This is a genomic window from Amycolatopsis coloradensis (assembly GCF_037997115.1).
GTDB classification, from domain to species: domain Bacteria; phylum Actinomycetota; class Actinomycetes; order Mycobacteriales; family Pseudonocardiaceae; genus Amycolatopsis; species Amycolatopsis coloradensis_A.
In genome coordinates, this window is sequence record NZ_CP150484.1 from 8,887,332 (window position 1) to 8,904,455 (window position 17,124).

General features: G+C 68.0%; 19 protein-coding genes and 2 tRNA genes. 12 read left to right on the forward strand and 9 right to left on the reverse strand.

Annotated features, from left to right (window positions below; all coding sequences use genetic code 11):
- Positions 1–185 precede the first annotated feature (185 nt).
- The 6 genes from LCL61_RS41670 to LCL61_RS41695 all read right to left on the reverse strand — a co-directional run bounded on the left by LCL61_RS41670 (position 186) and on the right by LCL61_RS41695 (position 4,224).
- On the reverse strand, positions 186–590 hold the full coding sequence (locus tag LCL61_RS41670; RefSeq protein WP_340684782.1) for a MaoC family dehydratase: 405 nt from the start codon (positions 588–590) through the stop codon (positions 186–188).
- On the reverse strand, positions 587–1,036 hold the full coding sequence (locus LCL61_RS41675) for a MaoC family dehydratase N-terminal domain-containing protein (protein ID WP_034304171.1): 450 nt from the start codon (positions 1,034–1,036) through the stop codon (positions 587–589). The genes LCL61_RS41670 and LCL61_RS41675 overlap by 4 nt, the downstream gene beginning before the upstream one ends.
- Before the next feature lie 88 nt (positions 1,037–1,124).
- The gene (gene rpmG, locus LCL61_RS41680) at positions 1,125–1,289 is read right to left on the reverse strand and encodes a 50S ribosomal protein L33 (RefSeq protein WP_005152047.1); all 165 of its coding nucleotides are present in this window, start codon (positions 1,287–1,289) and stop codon (positions 1,125–1,127) included.
- A 45-nt stretch (positions 1,290–1,334) separates the two neighbouring features.
- Positions 1,335–1,407: transfer RNA gene (locus LCL61_RS41685), tRNA-Met, on the reverse strand.
- Between the two features lie 49 nt (positions 1,408–1,456).
- Positions 1,457–1,529, reverse strand: a tRNA-Thr gene (locus LCL61_RS41690).
- A 79-nt stretch (positions 1,530–1,608) separates the two neighbouring features.
- Entirely contained in the window at positions 1,609–4,224 is a 2,616-nt protein-coding gene (locus LCL61_RS41695) for a putative bifunctional diguanylate cyclase/phosphodiesterase (RefSeq protein ID WP_340684783.1), read from the reverse strand.
- Positions 4,225–4,504: 280 nt separating this feature from the next.
- Here LCL61_RS41695 and LCL61_RS41700 point away from each other — a divergent pair, with 280 nt between their 5' ends.
- From LCL61_RS41700 to LCL61_RS41725, 6 genes are all read left to right on the forward strand, one after another.
- Complete coding sequence (locus tag LCL61_RS41700) at positions 4,505–5,443, forward strand: GNAT family N-acetyltransferase (RefSeq protein WP_340684784.1); 939 nt, start codon at positions 4,505–4,507, stop codon at positions 5,441–5,443.
- Positions 5,444–5,461: 18 nt separating this feature from the next.
- Positions 5,462–6,310 (forward strand): SAM-dependent methyltransferase, encoded by an 849-nt coding sequence (locus LCL61_RS41705; protein ID WP_340684785.1) that lies wholly within the window; start codon positions 5,462–5,464, stop codon positions 6,308–6,310.
- Between the two features lie 167 nt (positions 6,311–6,477).
- The gene (gene lon, locus LCL61_RS41710) at positions 6,478–8,880 is read left to right on the forward strand and encodes an endopeptidase La (RefSeq protein WP_340684786.1); all 2,403 of its coding nucleotides are present in this window, start codon (positions 6,478–6,480) and stop codon (positions 8,878–8,880) included.
- A gap of 165 nt (positions 8,881–9,045) precedes the next feature.
- Positions 9,046–9,246 carry a hypothetical protein gene (locus LCL61_RS41715; protein WP_126733312.1) on the forward strand — a complete coding sequence of 67 codons (201 nt, stop codon included), beginning with the start codon at positions 9,046–9,048 and terminating at the stop codon, positions 9,244–9,246.
- On the forward strand, positions 9,243–9,746 hold the full coding sequence (locus LCL61_RS41720; protein WP_340684787.1) for a helix-turn-helix transcriptional regulator: 504 nt from the start codon (positions 9,243–9,245) through the stop codon (positions 9,744–9,746). The genes LCL61_RS41715 and LCL61_RS41720 overlap by 4 nt, the downstream gene beginning before the upstream one ends.
- The gene (locus tag LCL61_RS41725) at positions 9,743–10,903 is read left to right on the forward strand and encodes an alkaline phosphatase PhoX (RefSeq protein ID WP_340684788.1); all 1,161 of its coding nucleotides are present in this window, start codon (positions 9,743–9,745) and stop codon (positions 10,901–10,903) included. Before LCL61_RS41720 ends, LCL61_RS41725 begins: the two co-directional genes overlap by 4 nt.
- A gap of 281 nt (positions 10,904–11,184) precedes the next feature.
- On the opposite strand, the gene LCL61_RS41730 is transcribed toward LCL61_RS41725, so the two are convergent.
- Positions 11,185–11,835 (reverse strand): DedA family protein, encoded by a 651-nt coding sequence (locus tag LCL61_RS41730; RefSeq protein ID WP_340684789.1) that lies wholly within the window; start codon positions 11,833–11,835, stop codon positions 11,185–11,187.
- A 135-nt stretch (positions 11,836–11,970) separates the two neighbouring features.
- Between LCL61_RS41730 and LCL61_RS41735 the strand changes: the two genes are divergently transcribed.
- The 4 genes from LCL61_RS41735 to LCL61_RS41750 are packed head-to-tail and all read left to right on the forward strand — an operon-like array spanning position 11,971 to position 14,477.
- Positions 11,971–13,122, forward strand: a complete 1,152-nt coding sequence (locus LCL61_RS41735) for a sensor histidine kinase (RefSeq protein ID WP_340684790.1) — start codon at positions 11,971–11,973, stop codon at positions 13,120–13,122.
- On the forward strand, positions 13,113–13,757 hold the full coding sequence (locus LCL61_RS41740; RefSeq protein WP_340684791.1) for a response regulator transcription factor: 645 nt from the start codon (positions 13,113–13,115) through the stop codon (positions 13,755–13,757). The genes LCL61_RS41735 and LCL61_RS41740 overlap by 10 nt, the downstream gene beginning before the upstream one ends.
- Before the next feature lie 43 nt (positions 13,758–13,800).
- The gene (locus LCL61_RS41745; protein WP_340684792.1) at positions 13,801–14,091 is read left to right on the forward strand and encodes a metalloregulator ArsR/SmtB family transcription factor; all 291 of its coding nucleotides are present in this window, start codon (positions 13,801–13,803) and stop codon (positions 14,089–14,091) included.
- The gene (locus LCL61_RS41750) at positions 14,088–14,477 is read left to right on the forward strand and encodes a VOC family protein (protein WP_340684793.1); all 390 of its coding nucleotides are present in this window, start codon (positions 14,088–14,090) and stop codon (positions 14,475–14,477) included. Before LCL61_RS41745 ends, LCL61_RS41750 begins: the two co-directional genes overlap by 4 nt.
- A 74-nt stretch (positions 14,478–14,551) precedes the next feature.
- On the opposite strand, the gene LCL61_RS41755 is transcribed toward LCL61_RS41750, so the two are convergent.
- Positions 14,552–14,932 carry a VOC family protein gene (locus LCL61_RS41755; RefSeq protein WP_340684794.1) on the reverse strand — a complete coding sequence of 127 codons (381 nt, stop codon included), beginning with the start codon at positions 14,930–14,932 and terminating at the stop codon, positions 14,552–14,554.
- Positions 14,933–14,979: 47 nt separating this feature from the next.
- The gene (locus tag LCL61_RS41760; protein WP_340684795.1) at positions 14,980–15,123 is read right to left on the reverse strand and encodes a hypothetical protein; all 144 of its coding nucleotides are present in this window, start codon (positions 15,121–15,123) and stop codon (positions 14,980–14,982) included.
- 97 nt (positions 15,124–15,220) lie between these two features.
- On the opposite strand from LCL61_RS41760, the gene LCL61_RS41765 reads away from it, so the two are divergent.
- Both LCL61_RS41765 and LCL61_RS41770 read left to right on the forward strand, forming a co-directional pair.
- On the forward strand, positions 15,221–15,859 hold the full coding sequence (locus LCL61_RS41765) for a TetR/AcrR family transcriptional regulator (protein WP_340684796.1): 639 nt from the start codon (positions 15,221–15,223) through the stop codon (positions 15,857–15,859).
- A gap of 39 nt (positions 15,860–15,898) precedes the next feature.
- Positions 15,899–17,113: a DUF4241 domain-containing protein gene (locus tag LCL61_RS41770; RefSeq protein WP_340684797.1), complete on the forward strand. Its 1,215-nt coding sequence runs from the start codon at positions 15,899–15,901 to the stop codon at positions 17,111–17,113.
- Positions 17,114–17,124: the final 11 nt, after the last annotated feature.

Sequence of the window (17,124 nt, forward strand, 5' to 3'; positions counted from 1 at the left end):
CCCTTCCTGCGGGACTGTGTGGATTTCGGGTCATCTAACGTCCCGAAATCCACACAGTGGACGCGAAGCTCCTACGCGGCCGACTCCGACTCGCTGACCTGCGGAAAGAGAGCAAGGGACCTTTGCTATCACTTACTTAGGCACGCTAAGCGAGTGATAGCAAAGGTCCCTTGCTCCGCTTGAGGTCAGGCGCGGACGACCGCTTGGGCCTTGCCCAGGACGGCCTTGCCCTCGAACTTGGCGGTGATGTCGACGCGGGCGGTGCCGTCGTCGTTGACCACGGCGACCTTCCCGGTGAACTCGATCGTCGCCGCGCCGTCGTTCGGCACGACCACGGGGCGCGTGAAGCGCGCGAAGTAGTCGACAAGGCGGCCGGGGTCGCCGAGCCAGTCGGTGACGAGCCGCGCTCCGAGCGCCATGGTCAGCATCCCGTGCGCGATGACGTCCGGCAGGCCGACCTCCTTGGCGAAGGCCTCGTTCCAGTGGATGGGGTTGAAGTCCAGCGAGGCGCCGGCGTAGCGCACCAGCTGCTCCCGGGTGACGTCGATGGTCAGCGGTGTCAGTTCTTCCCCGACGGTGAACGTGCTCACGCGTCCTCCCCTCGGACCACGAGCTGGGCGTTCGTGGTGGCGATCGGGCCACCGTCGGCGCCGGAGATCTCGGCGCGCAGGTTGATGAAGTCGTTCCCGGCGCGGGTCATGATGTTGTCGATGTACGTGGTGAGCGACAGGACGTCGCCCGCGTGTACCGGCCGCGTATAGGTGAACCGCTGGTCGCCGTGGACCATCCGCGAATAGTCGAGCCCCAGCTCGGGGTCTGAGACGATCGCGTTGATCGAGGCGAGGTTGATGATCGTCAGGAACGTCGGCGGGGCGATGACGTCGGGGTAGCCGGCCGCCTTCGCCGCTTCGGTATCGCGGTAGAGCGGGTTCGCGTCGCCGAGCGCGTCGGCGAACTCCCGGATCTTCTCGCGACTCACTTCATAGGTACTGGTCGGCGGGTACACCCGCCCGGTGAACGACTGGTCCAAGGCCACCCGAGCAGGCTACCGAACCCGAAAAATACCCGAAGCCGCCCTGGCGGCCAGGACGGCTTCGGGTAAGACAGGTAGAACCGCTAGACGCTCAGCGGGTCTCTTTGTGAGTCCGGTGCGTACCGCAGTTCGGGCAGAACTTCTTCATCTCCAGGCGATCCGGGTTGTTGCGCCGGTTCTTCTTGGTGATGTAGTTGCGGTGCTTGCACTCCTCACACGCGAGCGTGATCTTCGGTCGCACGTCAGTGGCAGCCACAGCATTTCCTTCTCTACTAGGCCTGGGATACCCAGGATTACCGCGTAGCGGTGGCCGGACTTGAACCGGCGACACAGCGATTATGAGCCGCTTGCTCTGCCAGCTGAGCTACACCGCCTTACATGAACCTGGCCGCGACACGCTTACGTGACGCGGCTGAGGTCGCGAGCCCCTTTACGGAATCGAACCGTAGACCTTCTCCTTACCATGGAGACGCTCTGCCGACTGAGCTAAAGGGGCCTTGCCTCTCGCGAGGACTTGGAAAGATTACCAACTTCGGAGGACCCCGATTTCAGGGGGGTCCCCTTACCGCAAAACCTCAGGTCAGCAGGGTCAGGACGGTCTCGGAGTGCCGCCCCGGCGAGCGTGCCGTGCGGGCCTGCAGCCACGCCTCCAGGCGGTCCTCCGGCAGCGGCCGCGAGATGAGGTAGCCCTGCGCCACGTCACACCCCATCGCCTCGAGCTGATCCCGCGCGACGTCTTCCTCGACACCCTCCGCCACGACCGTGAGGCCGAGCGAATGGCCCAGTTCGACGATGGAGCGCACGACGGCGAGGTCGCCGAGGTCGGTGCCCATGCCGAGGACGAAGCTCTTGTCGATCTTGACCTGGTCGACCGGGAGCTGCCGCAGGTACGCCAGGGACGAGTAGCCGGTGCCGAAGTCGTCGACGGCGAGCACGATGCCCAGGGAGTGCAGCTCCCGCAGGATCGGCAGTGCCTTTTGCGGGTCGGACATCACACCGGACTCGGTCAGCTCGAAGGTGAGCAGCTCGGGCGGGATGCCGAAACGGTCGAGTTCGCGCGCGACCTTCGTCGGGAAGTCCTCGTCGGCCAGGTTCCGCACCGACAGGTTCACCGCGGCGGAGATGCGCAGGCCCTCGTCGAGCCACTTACGCACGCGCTTCAACGACTCTTCGAGCACGAACGACGTCAGGACGCCGATGAGGCCGGCGGCTTCGATCGCCGGGACGAACTCGTCGGGGCCGAGCCTGCCGAACTCCGGATGCACCCAGCGCACGAGCGCCTCGACGCCTTGGATCTGCCGGTTCGGCAAGGTGATCTTCGGCTGGTAGTGGACGCTCAGCTGGCCTTCTTCCAGCGACTGCCGGAACTGCGTGACCATCTGGAACCGGCGCATGAAGATCTGGCCCATGCTGGCCATGTAGCCGCGGACCTCTTCGCCGCCCTTGGTCGCGCGGACGGCGACGTCGGCGCGTTGCAGGAGCCCGTCGACGTCGACCTGTTCGTCGTCTTCCGCCGACGAAGTGGCGTAGCCGATCATCGCGTTGGCCTCGACGGAAAGCCGGTCCACCGGATACGGGGCGACGAGTTCCGCGCGCAGCAGTTCCGCGGAGGCCTGGGCGCGTTCCGGCGCGCAGCCGACGAGGAGCGCCGCGAAGGACGCACCTTCGAGCCTGGCGAGCGGGACGTCGGGGCCGAGCGCGTCGCGGATCCGGCGGCCCGCGGCGATGACCATCCGGTCGGCCCAGACGTAGCCGAGGGCGTCGCTGACGGTGGAGAAGACGTCGAGGTCGATCCGGAGCACGACCGCGTTGACCTGTTCCCGCAACGGTTCCTTGGCGACCTGGCGGAAGCCCGGCCGGTTGAGCAGGCCGGTCAGCGGATCGTGGTAGGCGTCGTGGCGCAGGGTCGCGAGCAGGCGCCGGTTGTCCAGCGACGTCGCGAGGTGGCTGGCCATCGTGCCGAGCAGCTGGACGTCGTACTTGCCGAACCCGCGCCAGCGGGACAGCCTGTCGTGCGCTTCGACGACGCCGAGGAGCTGGTTCGCGCTGCGCAACGGGACGACCAGCGCCTCCTGCGCGCCACGGTCGAGCAACGCGGAGCGGACGTCGGGATTGGCTTCGGTGATCCGGAAGTGCCGGACGTGTGCGCCGGGCAGGCGCAGCAGCGGGTCGTCGGCGGCCGGGTCGACGGGCGGCAGTTCGTCGCCCGCGACGACCATCCGCATGGTGTCCTTCGGTTCCAGCCGGAGCCTGAGCACGACCCGGCCGGCGGCGAGCTGGTCCTTGATGCGTTCGGCGATGGTCGCCCATTCGCGGACGTCGACACCGCCGACGAGTTCGTCGGCTCGCCCGGCGGGCCGCGCGGCGGCCTGTTGACCGGATCGCGCGACCATCAGGCTGACGTCGGACAGCGCTTCCATGTCGCGCTGCTCGCGGAGCAGGTCGGAGTACGCCCAGTACAAAGCGGTGAGCCCGAGGAACACCGCCAGCACGAGCGGCCAGGCCTTCGGTGTCCCGGAAATGACCAAATATCCGGAAAGGCCGACCGAAGCGTTGACGAAGCCGACGACGAGGATGCGGCCGGTCAAGCGGATCGCGGTGCTGACCCGCATGCGGCGGCGCAGCACGCGGACGGCGGCGAGCGCGAGCAGCGTGCTGACCAGCGGCGCGGTCAAAGTGCCCGCCAGCGCGGCGATCCAGGTCATGTCGTGGGCGCCGGAGGCCTGTTTCACCAGCCCTGCCACGGCGAACGCGCCGGTGATCTCCAGCAGGAAGGCGCCGGCGTTGTAGAGCACGCGGCCCGCGACCTTGCGGGCCAGCAATGTCCCGATGCCCGCCGCGAGGTGGGCGGCGAGCACGACTTCGAAGGGAGCGACGAAGAAACCGATGACCAGCGGGATCTCGGTGAACGAGATCGTCCACGAGATACCGCTGCGGACGTCGACGTTGATGCCGAGCTGTTCGGCGAGGAGGAACGCGAGCGCGAGGATCGGCCCGATCCACAACAGGTCGTCCGAAGCCTCGAAGTCCAGCCAGAGGCTGACCGCGGCCGCGGCGGCGATGCCCATGGTGAGTACCGCGAAGGTGTAGACGCGGAACCGTCGCTCGTCGGTACGAGCCTCCGTAACGGCGCCTCCCTTGCCCGCCGGCGCCTGTGCGGCGCTCCCGGGCCTGCCGTTCGTGTCCGGCATCCGACCTTCCTTCCCGGCTGCCCAACCGGTCTTGTCCTACCGCGACCTCGGGGACGAGGGCAATACAGTACCCCGGAGGGCGTACCCGAGTCCCATTCGAGACAGTATGAGATCACCCCAGGGTTAACAATGGGCGCGTCCCGCTGACCTGCGTGGACCAAGGGGTGAAATGGGAGCGTTATTCGCGTTCCTTCCGACTACCGGAAGTCACCTGGCGCCACGCCCCGGCCAATCTCGTGAAGTTCCCGGCGGACCCATCAGTAGGGGCTTGAATAGCCCTATGAATAGCCACGCCATCGCCGCCGGGCACGCCGAGCGGCTCGCCACCGTGGACGCCCTGCTCCCCGAAATGCCTGCACTGGAGCCTGCCGAGGGCTCCGTGTCACTCTCCGCGACGGCAGGCGACTCGGCCGCCGCCGGATTGTCGGTACGGACCGAGGCACGCCCCGATTCTGTTGACTCTCCGTGGCGGGCGCTCGTCGAGCATCGCCTCGAAGCGCGGCTCACCGGCCCTCGCCCGGAAGCTGCCCTTGACGCATTACTCACCCGATGGGATGAACATCTGAAGACCGTCGCCCCGCCTGGGGATGTCGAGACCGCGGCGACCGTGGTGCGGCCCAGCCGGGACTCCCCCGGCTCGGCCGAATTGCTGCGCCGCGGCTTCGCGCCGGTGCTGGTGATCGCGGTCCGCCCGGCCGACCGGCTCGCCGTGACGGGGCCGCCCGCCACTCCCGGAGTGCACATCCGGCCCGCCGAAGCGGATGATCTCGAAACCGCCGTCGGACTCGAACTGGAATTGCAGCGTTATGACGCGCAGTTCGGTTCTGTCACTTTGCGCGAGGGCGCGGAGGAAACGATCACGGCGGAGCTGTCGAAACACGTCGGCCGCGAAAATCCGACGTTGTGGATCGCCGAACTGTACGGCCGCCCGCTGGGCATGGTCCGGGTGCAGTTCCCCGGCGAGACGGCGTGGATCGGCGACCGGGTCGCGGCGGAGAAGGTCGGCTACCTGTCGTCGCTCGCGGTGGCCGAACCGGCGCGCTCGAGCGGGGTGGGGACGGCGCTCGCCGCGCACGCGCACCAGGTCTTCGACGAATGCGGCACCGAAGCCGTGCTGCTGCACCACGCGTTGGCCAACCCACGATCGACGCCGTTCTGGTACGCGCAGGGCTACCGGCCGCTCTGGACGTACTGGCAGCGCCGACCCGCGGTGCCCTGATCCCGATAGGCTCATTTCGTGAAGAGGGACGATGACGCGGCCCCGGTGGCTCCGACCGGGGTCGACACCGAAAAGCCGTCCGCGGCGAGGATCTACGACTGGTTCCTCGGCGGCACCCACAACTGGGCGGTCGACCGCGAGTTCGCCCGCGCGCTGGAAAAGCAGTGGCGGTGGGTCAAACCGGGCGCGCGGCACAACCGCGAGTTCATGAACCGGGTCGTGCGCGCGGCGCTGAACGCCGGGATCCGGCAGTTCATCGATCTGGGCTCCGGTGTCCCGACCGCCGGGAACGTGCACGAGATCGTCCAGGAGGAACTGGAGCCGGGCGATACGGCGAAGGTCGTGTACGTCGACTACGAGCCGGTGGCGGTGGCGCACGCGGAGCTGATCCTCGAACGGCACGAGGCGACCGACTGGGCCGGGATCGTCCAGGCGGACATGCGGCGACCGAAGGACGTCCTACGGCATCCGGAGACGCTGCGGCTGATCGATTTCGACCAGCCGGTGTGCCTGATGATGATGGCCGTCCTGCATTTCGCCGGGCCGCACGACGATCCGCCCGCGCTGGTCGCGACCTACCGGAACGCGCTGGCGCCGGGCAGCTGGCTGGGGTTGTCGCATATGAGCTTCGGCGGCCAGACGGGCAAGGAAGCCGACGGTCTCCACTGGATGGTCGAGCAGTACCGGAAGACGAGCAACCCGGTGTGGATGCGGGATCGCGAAGAGATCGAGCCGCTCTTCGGGGATTGGCCGTTGCTGGAGCCCGGCGTCGTCCACCTGCCCGACTGGCGGCCGGTGCGGGAGCTGCGGCGGGACGAAGAAGGCGCCCGGCCGTTCGCCTGGTGCGGGGTCGCCGCCCACCCCTGACATCCGACCTCTGGCCCCAACGCGTCGCGTTTAGCCCGCTAAACGCGACGCGTTGGGCTTTAGAGGTCGGAGAAATAGGTGATCGCTGACGGCGAACGCGGAAAGGAAACAAACGGGTCGATCGGAGAGTTGAGCTAGGCAGACTCAACTAACCGAGGAGTGCACAGATGACCGACAACCGCCTCCTGCCCGTCCTCCCGCTCGATGACGACGTCGTGCTGCCGGGCATGATCGTCCCGCTCGACCTCGCCGACACGGAGACGCGCGCCGCGGTGGAGTCCGCCCAGGCCAACACGCCTGCCCAGGCTTCTTTCCCGGGGATCCGGTCCAGCGCCGCCACGAAGGCCGAAGTGCTGATCGTCCCCCGCGTCCACGGCGAGTACGCCGAACTCGGCACCATCGCGACCGTCGAGCGCATCGGGCGCGTGCCCGGCGGCAAGACCGCGGTGTTGCTGCGCGGCACCCGCCGCGCCGTCGTCGGCCGCATCGCCGACGGGCCCGGCGCCGCCCGCTGGGTGCACGCCGAGGTCGCCACCGAGACCACCGACGACAACGCCGCGAAACTCGCGTCCGAGTACAAGTCCGTCGTCATCGCGATCCTCCAGCAGCGCGGCGGCTGGCAGATGATCGACGCCGTCCAGGAGGTCGAAGACCCGTCCGCGGTCGCCGACCTGGCAGGCAACTCGTCCTACCTCAAGACCGAGCAGAAGCTCGAACTGCTGACCATGCTCGATGTCTCCACGCGGCTGGAGAAGGCCCTCGAATGGAGCCGCGAGCAGCTGGCCGAGCTCGAGGTGACCGACACCATCCGCAAGGACGTCCAGGAGGGCATGGAGAAGCAGCAGAAGGAGTTCCTGCTGCGCCGCCAGCTCGAAGCGATCCGCAAGGAACTGGGCGAGCTCGACGGCACCGCCAACGACGACGACTACCGCGCCCGCGTCGAGGCCGCCGAGCTGCCGGACGCGGTCAAGAAGGCCGCACTGTCCGAAGTGGACAAACTGGAGCGGACCTCCGACCAGTCCCCCGAGGGCGGCTGGATCCGCACGTGGCTGGACACCGTCCTCGAACTGCCGTGGAACGAGCGCACCACCGACGTCCACGACATCGCCGCGGCGCGCGACATCCTCGACGCCGACCACGCCGGTCTCGACGACGTGAAGGAACGCATCATCGAGTACCTGGCCGTGCGCAAGCGTCGCGCGGAATCGGGGCTCGGCCCGGTCGGCGGACGACGTTCGGGCGCAGTGCTGGCGCTCGCCGGCCCTCCCGGGGTCGGCAAGACGTCGCTCGGCGAGTCCGTGGCGAAGGCGATGGGCCGCAAGTTCGTCCGCGTGGCGCTCGGCGGCATCCGCGACGAGGCCGAGATCCGCGGTCACCGCCGCACCTACGTCGGCGCGCTGCCCGGCCGGATCGTCCGCGCCATCAAGGAAGCGGGCTCGATGAACCCGGTCGTGCTGCTCGACGAGATCGACAAGGTCGGCGCCGACTACCGCGGCGACCCGACGGCCGCGTTGCTGGAGGTGCTGGACCCGGAGCAGAACCACACCTTCCGCGACCACTACCTCGAGGTCGAGCTCGACCTGTCCGACGTCGTGTTCCTGGCGACGGCGAACGCGCTCGAGACCATCCCCGGCCCGCTGCTGGACCGGATGGAGCTGGTCACCCTCGACGGCTACACCGAGCACGAGAAGGTGACCATCGCCCGCGACCACCTGCTCCCCCGCGAGCTGGAGCGCGCCGGCCTCGGCAAGGACGACGTCACGCTGACCGACGGCGCGTTCAGCCGCATCGCCGCCGAGTACACGCGGGAAGCCGGGGTGCGCAACGCGAACCGGACCATCGCGAAGGTGCTGCGGAAGGTGGCGACCAAGGTCGCCCTCGACGAGGTCGAGTTGCCGCTGACGATCGACGCCGACGGGCTCGAGACCTACCTCGGCCGTCCTCGGCACCTGCCGGAGTCCTCGCTGCCCGCGTCGACACAGCGAACGTCGACCCCGGGCGTGGCGACCGGGCTGGCCGTGACCGGCGCCGGCGGTGACGTCCTCTACATCGAGGCGTCGCTGGCGGATCCGGAGTCGGGCTCGACCGGGCTGTCGCTGACCGGTCAGCTGGGTGACGTGATGAAGGAGTCGGTGCAGATCGCGTTGTCGTACCTGCGCTCGCGCGGCGCCGAGCTGGAACTGCCGGTCGGCGACCTGAAGGACCGCGGCATCCACGTGCACGTCCCCGCGGGCGCGGTGCCCAAGGACGGGCCGAGCGCCGGCATCACGATGACGACCGCGCTGGCGTCCCTGCTTTCGGGCCGGGTCGTGAAGTCGGACGTCGCGATGACCGGTGAGGTGTCGCTGACCGGGCGCGTGCTGCCGATCGGCGGGGTCAAGCAGAAGCTGCTGGCCGCGCACCGGGCGGGAATGAAGACGGTGATCATCCCGCAGCGCAACGAACCCGATCTGGACGATGTCCCGGCCGAAGTGCTGGCACAGCTGGACGTCCACGCCGTGGCGAACGTCCGCGACGTGCTGGACATCGCGCTGGCCCCGGCGACGGCTCCGGTCGCCCAAGCGGCGTAACAGCGCGAGGCCGAAGCCCCGGATCTCCCAAGGATCCGGGGCTTTCGGCTTTCCGAGATCCGGACGAACCCGGACATTGCCTCACCTTAAACTCCCTATCACGTTTTGATAACGTGTATTGCGTGCCACCCAGCCGGGGTGCGTGAACCTTGAGAGGGCAAGGTCATGAGTCAAGGAATTCTTTCCCCGTTGCGGCCGAGGCGCAGGTGCGTTTCGGCCGGTCAGATCGTCTGTCTGAGCATTCTCACCGGTTTCACCGCGGCACTGACCTTCGCCGGCACCAGTGCCTCGATCGCCGCGGGCATCGCCATCGCCCTGTTCGGCGCCGTTCTCCGTCACCCCGTGCCCGCCAGGGCACACCGATGAACACCGAATCGGAGTTCATGGCGCGACTGCGTGAACTTCGCGACCGAAGCGGCCTCAGCATCCGCGCGCTGGCCGCCGCGACCGGCTGGTCCCGCAGCACCTTGGCCGACACGCTGGCCCGGAACACCTTGCCCGGCAACGAAAACCAGATGAGGGTGCTGTTGCGCGCACTGCTCCGGGCACTGCCCGGAGAGCCGGGAATCGACGAGTATCTCGCCGACTGGCGTCACCTGATCGGACGTCGTCACCACCGCAATGGCGGATGCGCACCGATCGATCGGATACTGCTCGCTTTGGCCGTCGCGGAACAGCGCGGCGGGGCCGACGCGCCGGGACTCCGCAAAGCCCGGGAAATTGTGCTGAGCGAGGGTTCCCTACGAAAGTTCCCTTCTCGCGGTGAATATGCCGCGAATTCACCTGGAAGTCCCGTTCCGCCCGTACTCTCCGACCCGCTCCTTCCCGCACCACCACATCAGCGGATGTCTCGGAGGCATGAGTGAAGCGACGGAATTTCCTGCGCGCGGCCGTGGTCGGCGCCGGTGTCACGGCGTTCGGAAACAGGCTCTCGGGGGCGGCCCTCGCCGCGCCTGCCCAGAACGGACCCAGCCCGTACGGCGCGCTCCAGGCGGCCGACGCGAACGGGATCCAGCTGCCGGCGGGATTCACCAGCCGCGTCATCGCGAGGTCCGGCCAGAAGGTCGCGAACACCGGGTACACCTGGCACAGCGCCCCGGACGGCGGCGCGGTGTTCGCCGACGGCAGCGGCTGGATCTACGTGTCGAATTCGGAGATCACGCCCGGCGGCGGGGCGAGCGCGGTCAAATTCGACGCGAGCGGGAACATCACCGGTGCCCATCGCATCCTGGCGAATACGCGCCAGAACTGCGCGGGCGGCAAGACTCCTTGGAACACCTGGCTTTCCTGTGAGGAGATCGACCTCGGGTTCGTCTACGAGTGCCAGCCGAACGGTCCGGCCACGGCCGCCGTCCAGCGGCCCGCGATGGGGAAGTTCAAGCACGAGGCCGCGGCGGCCGACCCGGTGCGCAAGGTCGTCTACCTGACCGAGGACACCTCGGACGGCTGCTTTTACCGCTTCGTCCCGACGACCTGGGGCAACCTCTCCGCCGGAACGCTGCAGGTGCTGAAGGCGGGCACGGCGACCTCGGGCAGCTTCACCTGGGCGAACGTGCCCGACCCCGACGGCTCTCCCACCGCCACCCGCAACCAGGTGTCCGGTGCGAAGCGGTTCTCCGGCGGCGAAGGCCTGCACTACGCCAACGACACCGCGTGGTTCACCACCAAGGGCGACAACCGCGTTTGGCAGCTCAACCTGACCAACAACACTTACGAGCTGGCCTACGACGACTCGCTGGTCAGCCCCGGCTCGGCCCCGCTGACCGGCGTCGACAACGTCACGGGGACCTCTTCGGGTGACCTGTACGTCGCCGAAGACGGCGGCAACATGGAGATCTGCATCATCACGCCGAACGACATCGTGGCGCCGTTCCTGCGGATCAACGGCCAGAGCTCGTCGGAGATCTGCGGTCCCGCGTTCACCCCGGCGGGCAACCGGCTGTATTTCTCGTCGCAACGCGGTACCTCCGGTTCGTCCTCCGGCGGGATCACCTACGAGGTGACCGGCCCCTTCCGTTCCTGAGTGCCTGTTGGTGAACCCGCACCGCGATCGACGTCGGCAGGGCACGACCTGATCAACCCCTCTCTCGTTGACAGGCAAGGGCGCCCTGCCACCGCGATAGCGGGGCCTTCGGCCGGGCGGGTTCACGCGTTGTGTCCCTTTCCGAGTCCATCCTGACTCCGCCAACAGGCTCTGACACCGCGTGCGGGGCGCCCGGCCGGGCGCCNTGGTCGTCGGCATCATCCTGTCCGGTCTGGTGTCCGGCCTGCTCAACACGCTGTTCACCGGGACGCCGCACCGGCTCAGGCGTTGGTGCGGTTCTTCTCACGCAGGCGGTTCACCACGAAGAGGGTCAGCGCGAGCCCGACGGCGGCGATCACGAAGTACTGGAAGAACCCGGCGTACTCCTCGACCACGTGCCAGCTCTCCCCGAGGCCGTAGCCCGCCAGCACGAACACCGTGTTCCAGATCAGGCTGCCCAGCGTGGTCAGGGCCAGGAACCGCCAGAACGACATGCGCTCGATCCCGGCGGGCAGCGAGATGAGGCTGCGGAAGATCGGCACCATCCTGCCGAAGAACACCGCCTTGGTGCCGTGTTTCTGGAACCAGGCCTCGGTCTTGTCGAAGTCGGACGTCTTGACCAGCGGGATCTTCGCCATCCAGCGGCGCGTGCGGTCTCGGCCGAGCAGGAGGCCGAGGTAGTACACGATGATCGCGCCCGCGACCGAGCCGAAGGTCGTCCACACCAGCGCTTCCACGAGGGTGAACGTGCCCTGGCTGGCGGAGAACCCGGCGAGCGGGAGCACCAGTTCGCTGGGGATCGGCGGGAACAGGTTGTCCAGGCCGACGATGATCGCGGCGCCCGGACCGCCCAGCGCGTCCATCAGTGACACCGCCCAGCCGGCGAGTCCTCCCATCGGTTCGCTGGCGGTTTGGGCGAGCAGGAGGTTCATGGCGGCCTTTCGTGGTCGTCTGCAGTTGCCAACGAACGTACGAATCACGCGGGTTCCGCACCCTGGGGTGAAGCGGCACAGATCACTGCGGAAAACCTCAATACCGACCTTCGGATACCCCGCTAACCTGGCGCTATGCCTGTTCCGGCAGCGATGCGCCGCTACCTGCGCAAGATGCTCCGCGGCACGCTGGGCCTGGCGATCGGCGCCACGACCGGGGTCGCGGAGTTCTTCTACGTGCTTTTCGGCGGCATCGCGCTCGCGGTCCCCGCGTTGCGGCGGCCCGTCTTCTCCGGCGCCCGCACACTGTCCGAAATGGAGCGACAACGGCTGGAGAAGTACTTCGGCGAGGAGAACGCGACGGATTACTCCGGACGCCGCGCGATGGCCTACCTGGTCCCGCGGTGCGTCATCGGGTTGCTCAGCGCCGGGATCTTCGGCCTGATCCTGCTGGGTGCCGGATCCGGCCTGATCATCGGGTATCAGCTCCTCGACGGCAGGTCGCCCGGCGGCGACGCCCCGGCCGATTGGTACGACCCGGTCACCACCCTGCTCTTCGGCGCGCTGCTCGTTTTCCTTTCCTTGCAAGGGCTCATCGGGGCCGCGACGCTGGACGGCAAGCTGGCGAGGTACTTTTTCGGGCCCAGCAAGAAGGAACAGCTGCGCCGCCGGGTCTCCGAACTCGCGACCAGCCGGGCCGAGGTGGTCGAAGCGGTCAACGGCGAGCGCCGCCGGATCGAACGGGACCTGCACGACGGCGTCCAGCAGCGGCTCGTCGCGCTCGGGATGCTGCTCGGCCGGGCACGGCGGGCCACCGACCCGAAGCGCGCGTCGGATCTGCTGCGGCAGGCGCACGAGGAGTCCCAGCGCGCCCTCGTCGACTTGCGCGAGGTCTCATGGCGGGTGTACCCGATCGCGCTGGACGCGGACGGGCTGCACCCCGCGCTGGAAGCGCTCGCGGAACGCTCGGGGGTACCGGTCCACCTCCGGGTCGACCTGCCGGAACGGCCACCGGCGGCCATCGAGACCGTCGTCTACTTCGTCGCGTCCGAAGCGGTCACCAATACGATCAAGCACGCCGCGGCGACGCGGATCGACATCGAGGCCGAGCGGGACGGGGACAGGGTGCGGGTGCGGATCACCGATGACGGCACGGGCGGGGCGCGGGAGTCCGGCGGCGGTCTCTCCGGCCTCGCACGGCGCGTCGCCGCCGCGGACGGGCAGTTCATTGTGGACAGTCCACCCGGCGGCCCGACCGTGGTGACGGCGGTGCTGCCGTGCGCGTGATCCTCGCCGAGGACTCGACCCTGCTGCGCGAGGGGCTGGTCCGGCTGCTGGTCGAGGAGGGGCACGAAGTCGTCGCGTCGGTCGGCGATGGTGACGCGCTCCTCTCGACGACGGCCGCCTATCGGCCGGACGTGATCGTCACCGACGTCCGCATGCCGCCGACCCATACCGACGAGGGGCTTCGCGCGGCGCTCGAGATCCGGAAGCGCTGGCCGGAGATCGGAGTGCTGGTGCTCTCGCAGTACGTCGAGAAGCGCTACGCCGCCGAGTTGATCACCGGCGACGGCGAACGCGTCGGCTATCTCCTGAAGGACCGGGTCGCCCAAGTGGGCGAATTCCTGGACGCGCTCGACCGCGTCGCCGCGGGCGGGGCCGCGTTCGATCCGGAGGTCGTCCGGCGGCTGCTCGCGCGGACCACGCACACCGATCCGCTCGGGAAACTGACCGTCCGCGAGCGTGACGTGCTGGAGAAAATGGCGCAGGGCCACACGAACGCCGGGATCGCCGAGTCACTGTTCGTGTCACTGAGCGCCGTCGAGAAGCATGTGAACGCCATCTTCGACAAGCTCGGCCTGGCCAGCACCGCCGGGTACAGCCGCCGTGTCCTCGCGATCCTGCGGTACCTCGGTTCCTGAGCCCGAGTTGACAGGCAAGTGACGACTTGCCTATAACAGGGTCGTGGACGTCGACCTGTTCAAGGCGATCGGTGACGCGACGCGACGCACCATCCTGGACGAGCTGACCGAAAAGGACGGTCAGACACTGTTCGAGATCTGCGGCAGGCTGACCATGAAACACGGCCTGACCTCGTCACGGCAGGCCATCTCGCAACATCTCGCGATGCTCGAACAGGCGGGCCTGGTGCACACCCGGCGACAGGGCCGCTACAAGTTCCACCACATCGACACGAGCCCGTTGCGATCGATCGTCGAGCGGTGGCCCATCGACCGAGAGGAACCGAACCCGTGATCCGGATCAACATCACCAGCGTCTTCGTCGACGACCAGGCCAAGGCGCTGGAGTTCTACACCGAAAAGCTGGGTTTCATCAAGAAACACGACGTGCCCACCGGCGACGCCCGCTGGCTCACCGTGGTCTCCCCCGCCAATCCCGACGGTGTCGAGCTGCTGCTGGAACCGGATGGCCACCCCGCGGCGAAGCCGTTCAAGAAGGCACTGACCGACGACGGCATCCCGTTCACCCAGTTCGCCGTCGACGACGTGTACGCCGAGGTCGACCGGCTCAAAGGCCTGGGGGTCCAGTTCACGCAGGACGCTGTCGACATGGGGCCGGTGGTCACCGCCGTCTTCGACGACACCTGCGGCAACCTGATCCAGCTCGCGACGATGAAGTAGGCCGGGCACGGAAAGCGGGGCTCGGTCCACTGTGGACCAAGCCCCGCTGCGTCTCACCGAGAGACGGGCATTCCTTACTGCTGCGCCCATTCCACGAGTTCCACAGGCACGCCGTTCGGGTCGGTGACCATGAGGAGGCGCTCCCCCCACGGCTCTTCCCGCAGCGGCAATGTGATCTCGACACCTTCGTCGCGCAGGCGCTTCTCCTCGGCTTCGAGGTTCTCGACCGTGAAGGCCACGATCACCCCGGACGCGCGCTGCTGCCGCAGGTTCTCCGGCAGGACCTCGATCCCCGCCTGAAGCAGGACGATGGCCACCTTCGCGGTTTCATGCCCGAGGGAGACGAAACCCTCCGCGGCCATCTGCTCGGTGAAGCCGAAGTGCTCGGTGAAGAAGCGGCTGGAAGCGGCGACATCGTCGACGGTCAGCGAGACGGTGGAGGCAAGGACGTTCATGGGCTATCCCCTTCGGGTCGGCGGTGGGTTTCGGAGAAGCGGGCCGGTCAGTACGACCGGCGTCGCGGGACGCCGATCGAGCGGCGCACCGGCATCGAGCGGCCCGGGAACGGCTGCTGGTGACGGCGGTCGCTCCGGCGAACCTGGGCGCGGTTGGTGCCTTCGTTGCCTTGGGGGATTCGAGCGGTCAAGGAGCCTCTTCTCTCACTGTTCGGTAGTACGGACGTAAGTTTACATCCGACGCACGGTAAGTCAAGGATATTTTTACTACGGTGGTAAACTTCGCTCATGACCAGCACGGATGTGGGTTTGCGGGAGCTCAAGAAGCAGGAGACACGGCAGCTGATCTCCGATCAGGCGACGCTGCTCTTCATCGAGAAGGGCTTCGAGGAGACGACGATCGCCGAGATCGCAGCGGCGGCGAGAGTCGCGAAGAAGACCGTCACGAACTACTTCGCGCGCAAGGAGGACCTGGCGCTCGACCAGCACGAGGAGTTCACGAACGGGCTGGCGAACGCCGTCCGGGACCGGAAGCCGGGTGAGTCGGCGTTGGCCGCGCTACGACGCACCTTCCTGGACGCGGTGGCCGAGCACTCGCCGGTGATCGGCTTCACCGGGCCGGTCTTCGCCAAAATGGTGCTGGAGAGCCCGACTCTGACCGCCCGGCTGCGTGAACTGCACGAACTGCGGGAAGCTGCGCTCGCCGAACTGCTCGCGAGCGAGACCGGAGCGAACGCGGACGACGTCACCCCGGTCATGGCGGCCGCCGAGCTCAACGCGATCGACCGCGTCCTCTTCCGCGAGGTCCTCCGGCGCTCGCACGCGGGCGAGAGCAACGACGAGATCGCCGAAGCGCTGACGAAGGCGACACAGCGGGCTTTCGAGTTGCTGGAACCGGCGTTCGGCGACTACGCGATCCGTGAATAGCCCTGGGTTTTGTCGGGGGTTACCGCTAGGTTCCGCTCCATGTCTGAGGGGACCTTGCTGGACGTCGTCTATTGCGAAGGCTGGGATCCGGCCGCCCGCGCGGTGATCGGGAGGCTCTCATCCGGCACCGCACGCGGACGCGACGCCGCCGGGGAGCAATACGCCGTCGCCTTGGTGCGCCCGGGCACCGAGGTGCCGCTGGTGCTGCTCGAAATCGCGTGGAAGCACTCCTTCGCCCGCACGGTGCTGTTCGATGAGCTGGGCAGGCGCCGGGGTTTCTTCGAGTTCCGAGTGCTGGAGGACGGCGCGCTGTTCCTCATGAAGGTCGAGCAGTGGACCTACCGGTTCGAAGACCAGGAAGAGTTCGACAAGAAGAGCGCCGGCCATCTGGAGATGTCCTTCGGCCCGGACGGCAAGGGCTGGATGCACCAGGCGCCCCAGGGTTACGGCGGCGGCTCCAGCAGCGGTCAGGTGAGCAAGCAGGTGTCGGAACTGACCACACCGAAGCCCGCCTTCGGTGACTGGGAGCCTCTCGCGAACTCGGGGCCGCTGACCCTCCGGACCCCCGACGCTCCCGACACCGATCCGCCGCTGCCCGTCGACGAACGTCCCTGGCGGCCGTCCGTTCCGCTGCGCCCTTCCGGCATGGACGAGATGTTCACCGCGGGCACGCGCTTCTCGATGAGCGGCGACCATGGCCTCGTCGAGGTCGAGCTCCGGGACGCCGGGAAGCTCCGCATGCCCAGCGGCAGGCTCGTCGCGGCGGACCCGGCGTTCCTGGACGCGAACGCGGAGCACTTCACGGTCACCGTGCCTCCCGGTGAGTACCAGGTCGCAGTCTCCGTGATCCGGTTCGTCGACGAACCCACCCACGAACGGGTCGCGGCCGCCAAACTCGTCGTCGCCGATGTTCCCGTCGTCACCTGGGAAACCGCGCTCTGGCCCGGACAGAACGCGCTTTTCCTCGGGGACGGGGAGTTCTACGGCTACGGCGTGGACAGCGGCACGGGCTGCTTCGCCGACGCGGCCGCCGTCCCCGCGGAGATGGACGACGACCTCCTGGAGAAGTTCGAGGAGGTGGACCCGTATGTCGACGTCACCCCGGACGGAGCCGACGGCAACATCATCGCGTTCACCACCGGCTGGGGCGACGGCAGTTATCCGACCTGGATCGGCCGGGCGGCCGACGGCAGGCCGGCCTGCTTCGTCACCGACATGCTGGTCCTCGACCGCGCCCGGATTCTCACGGCTTGAGCGGGATGATG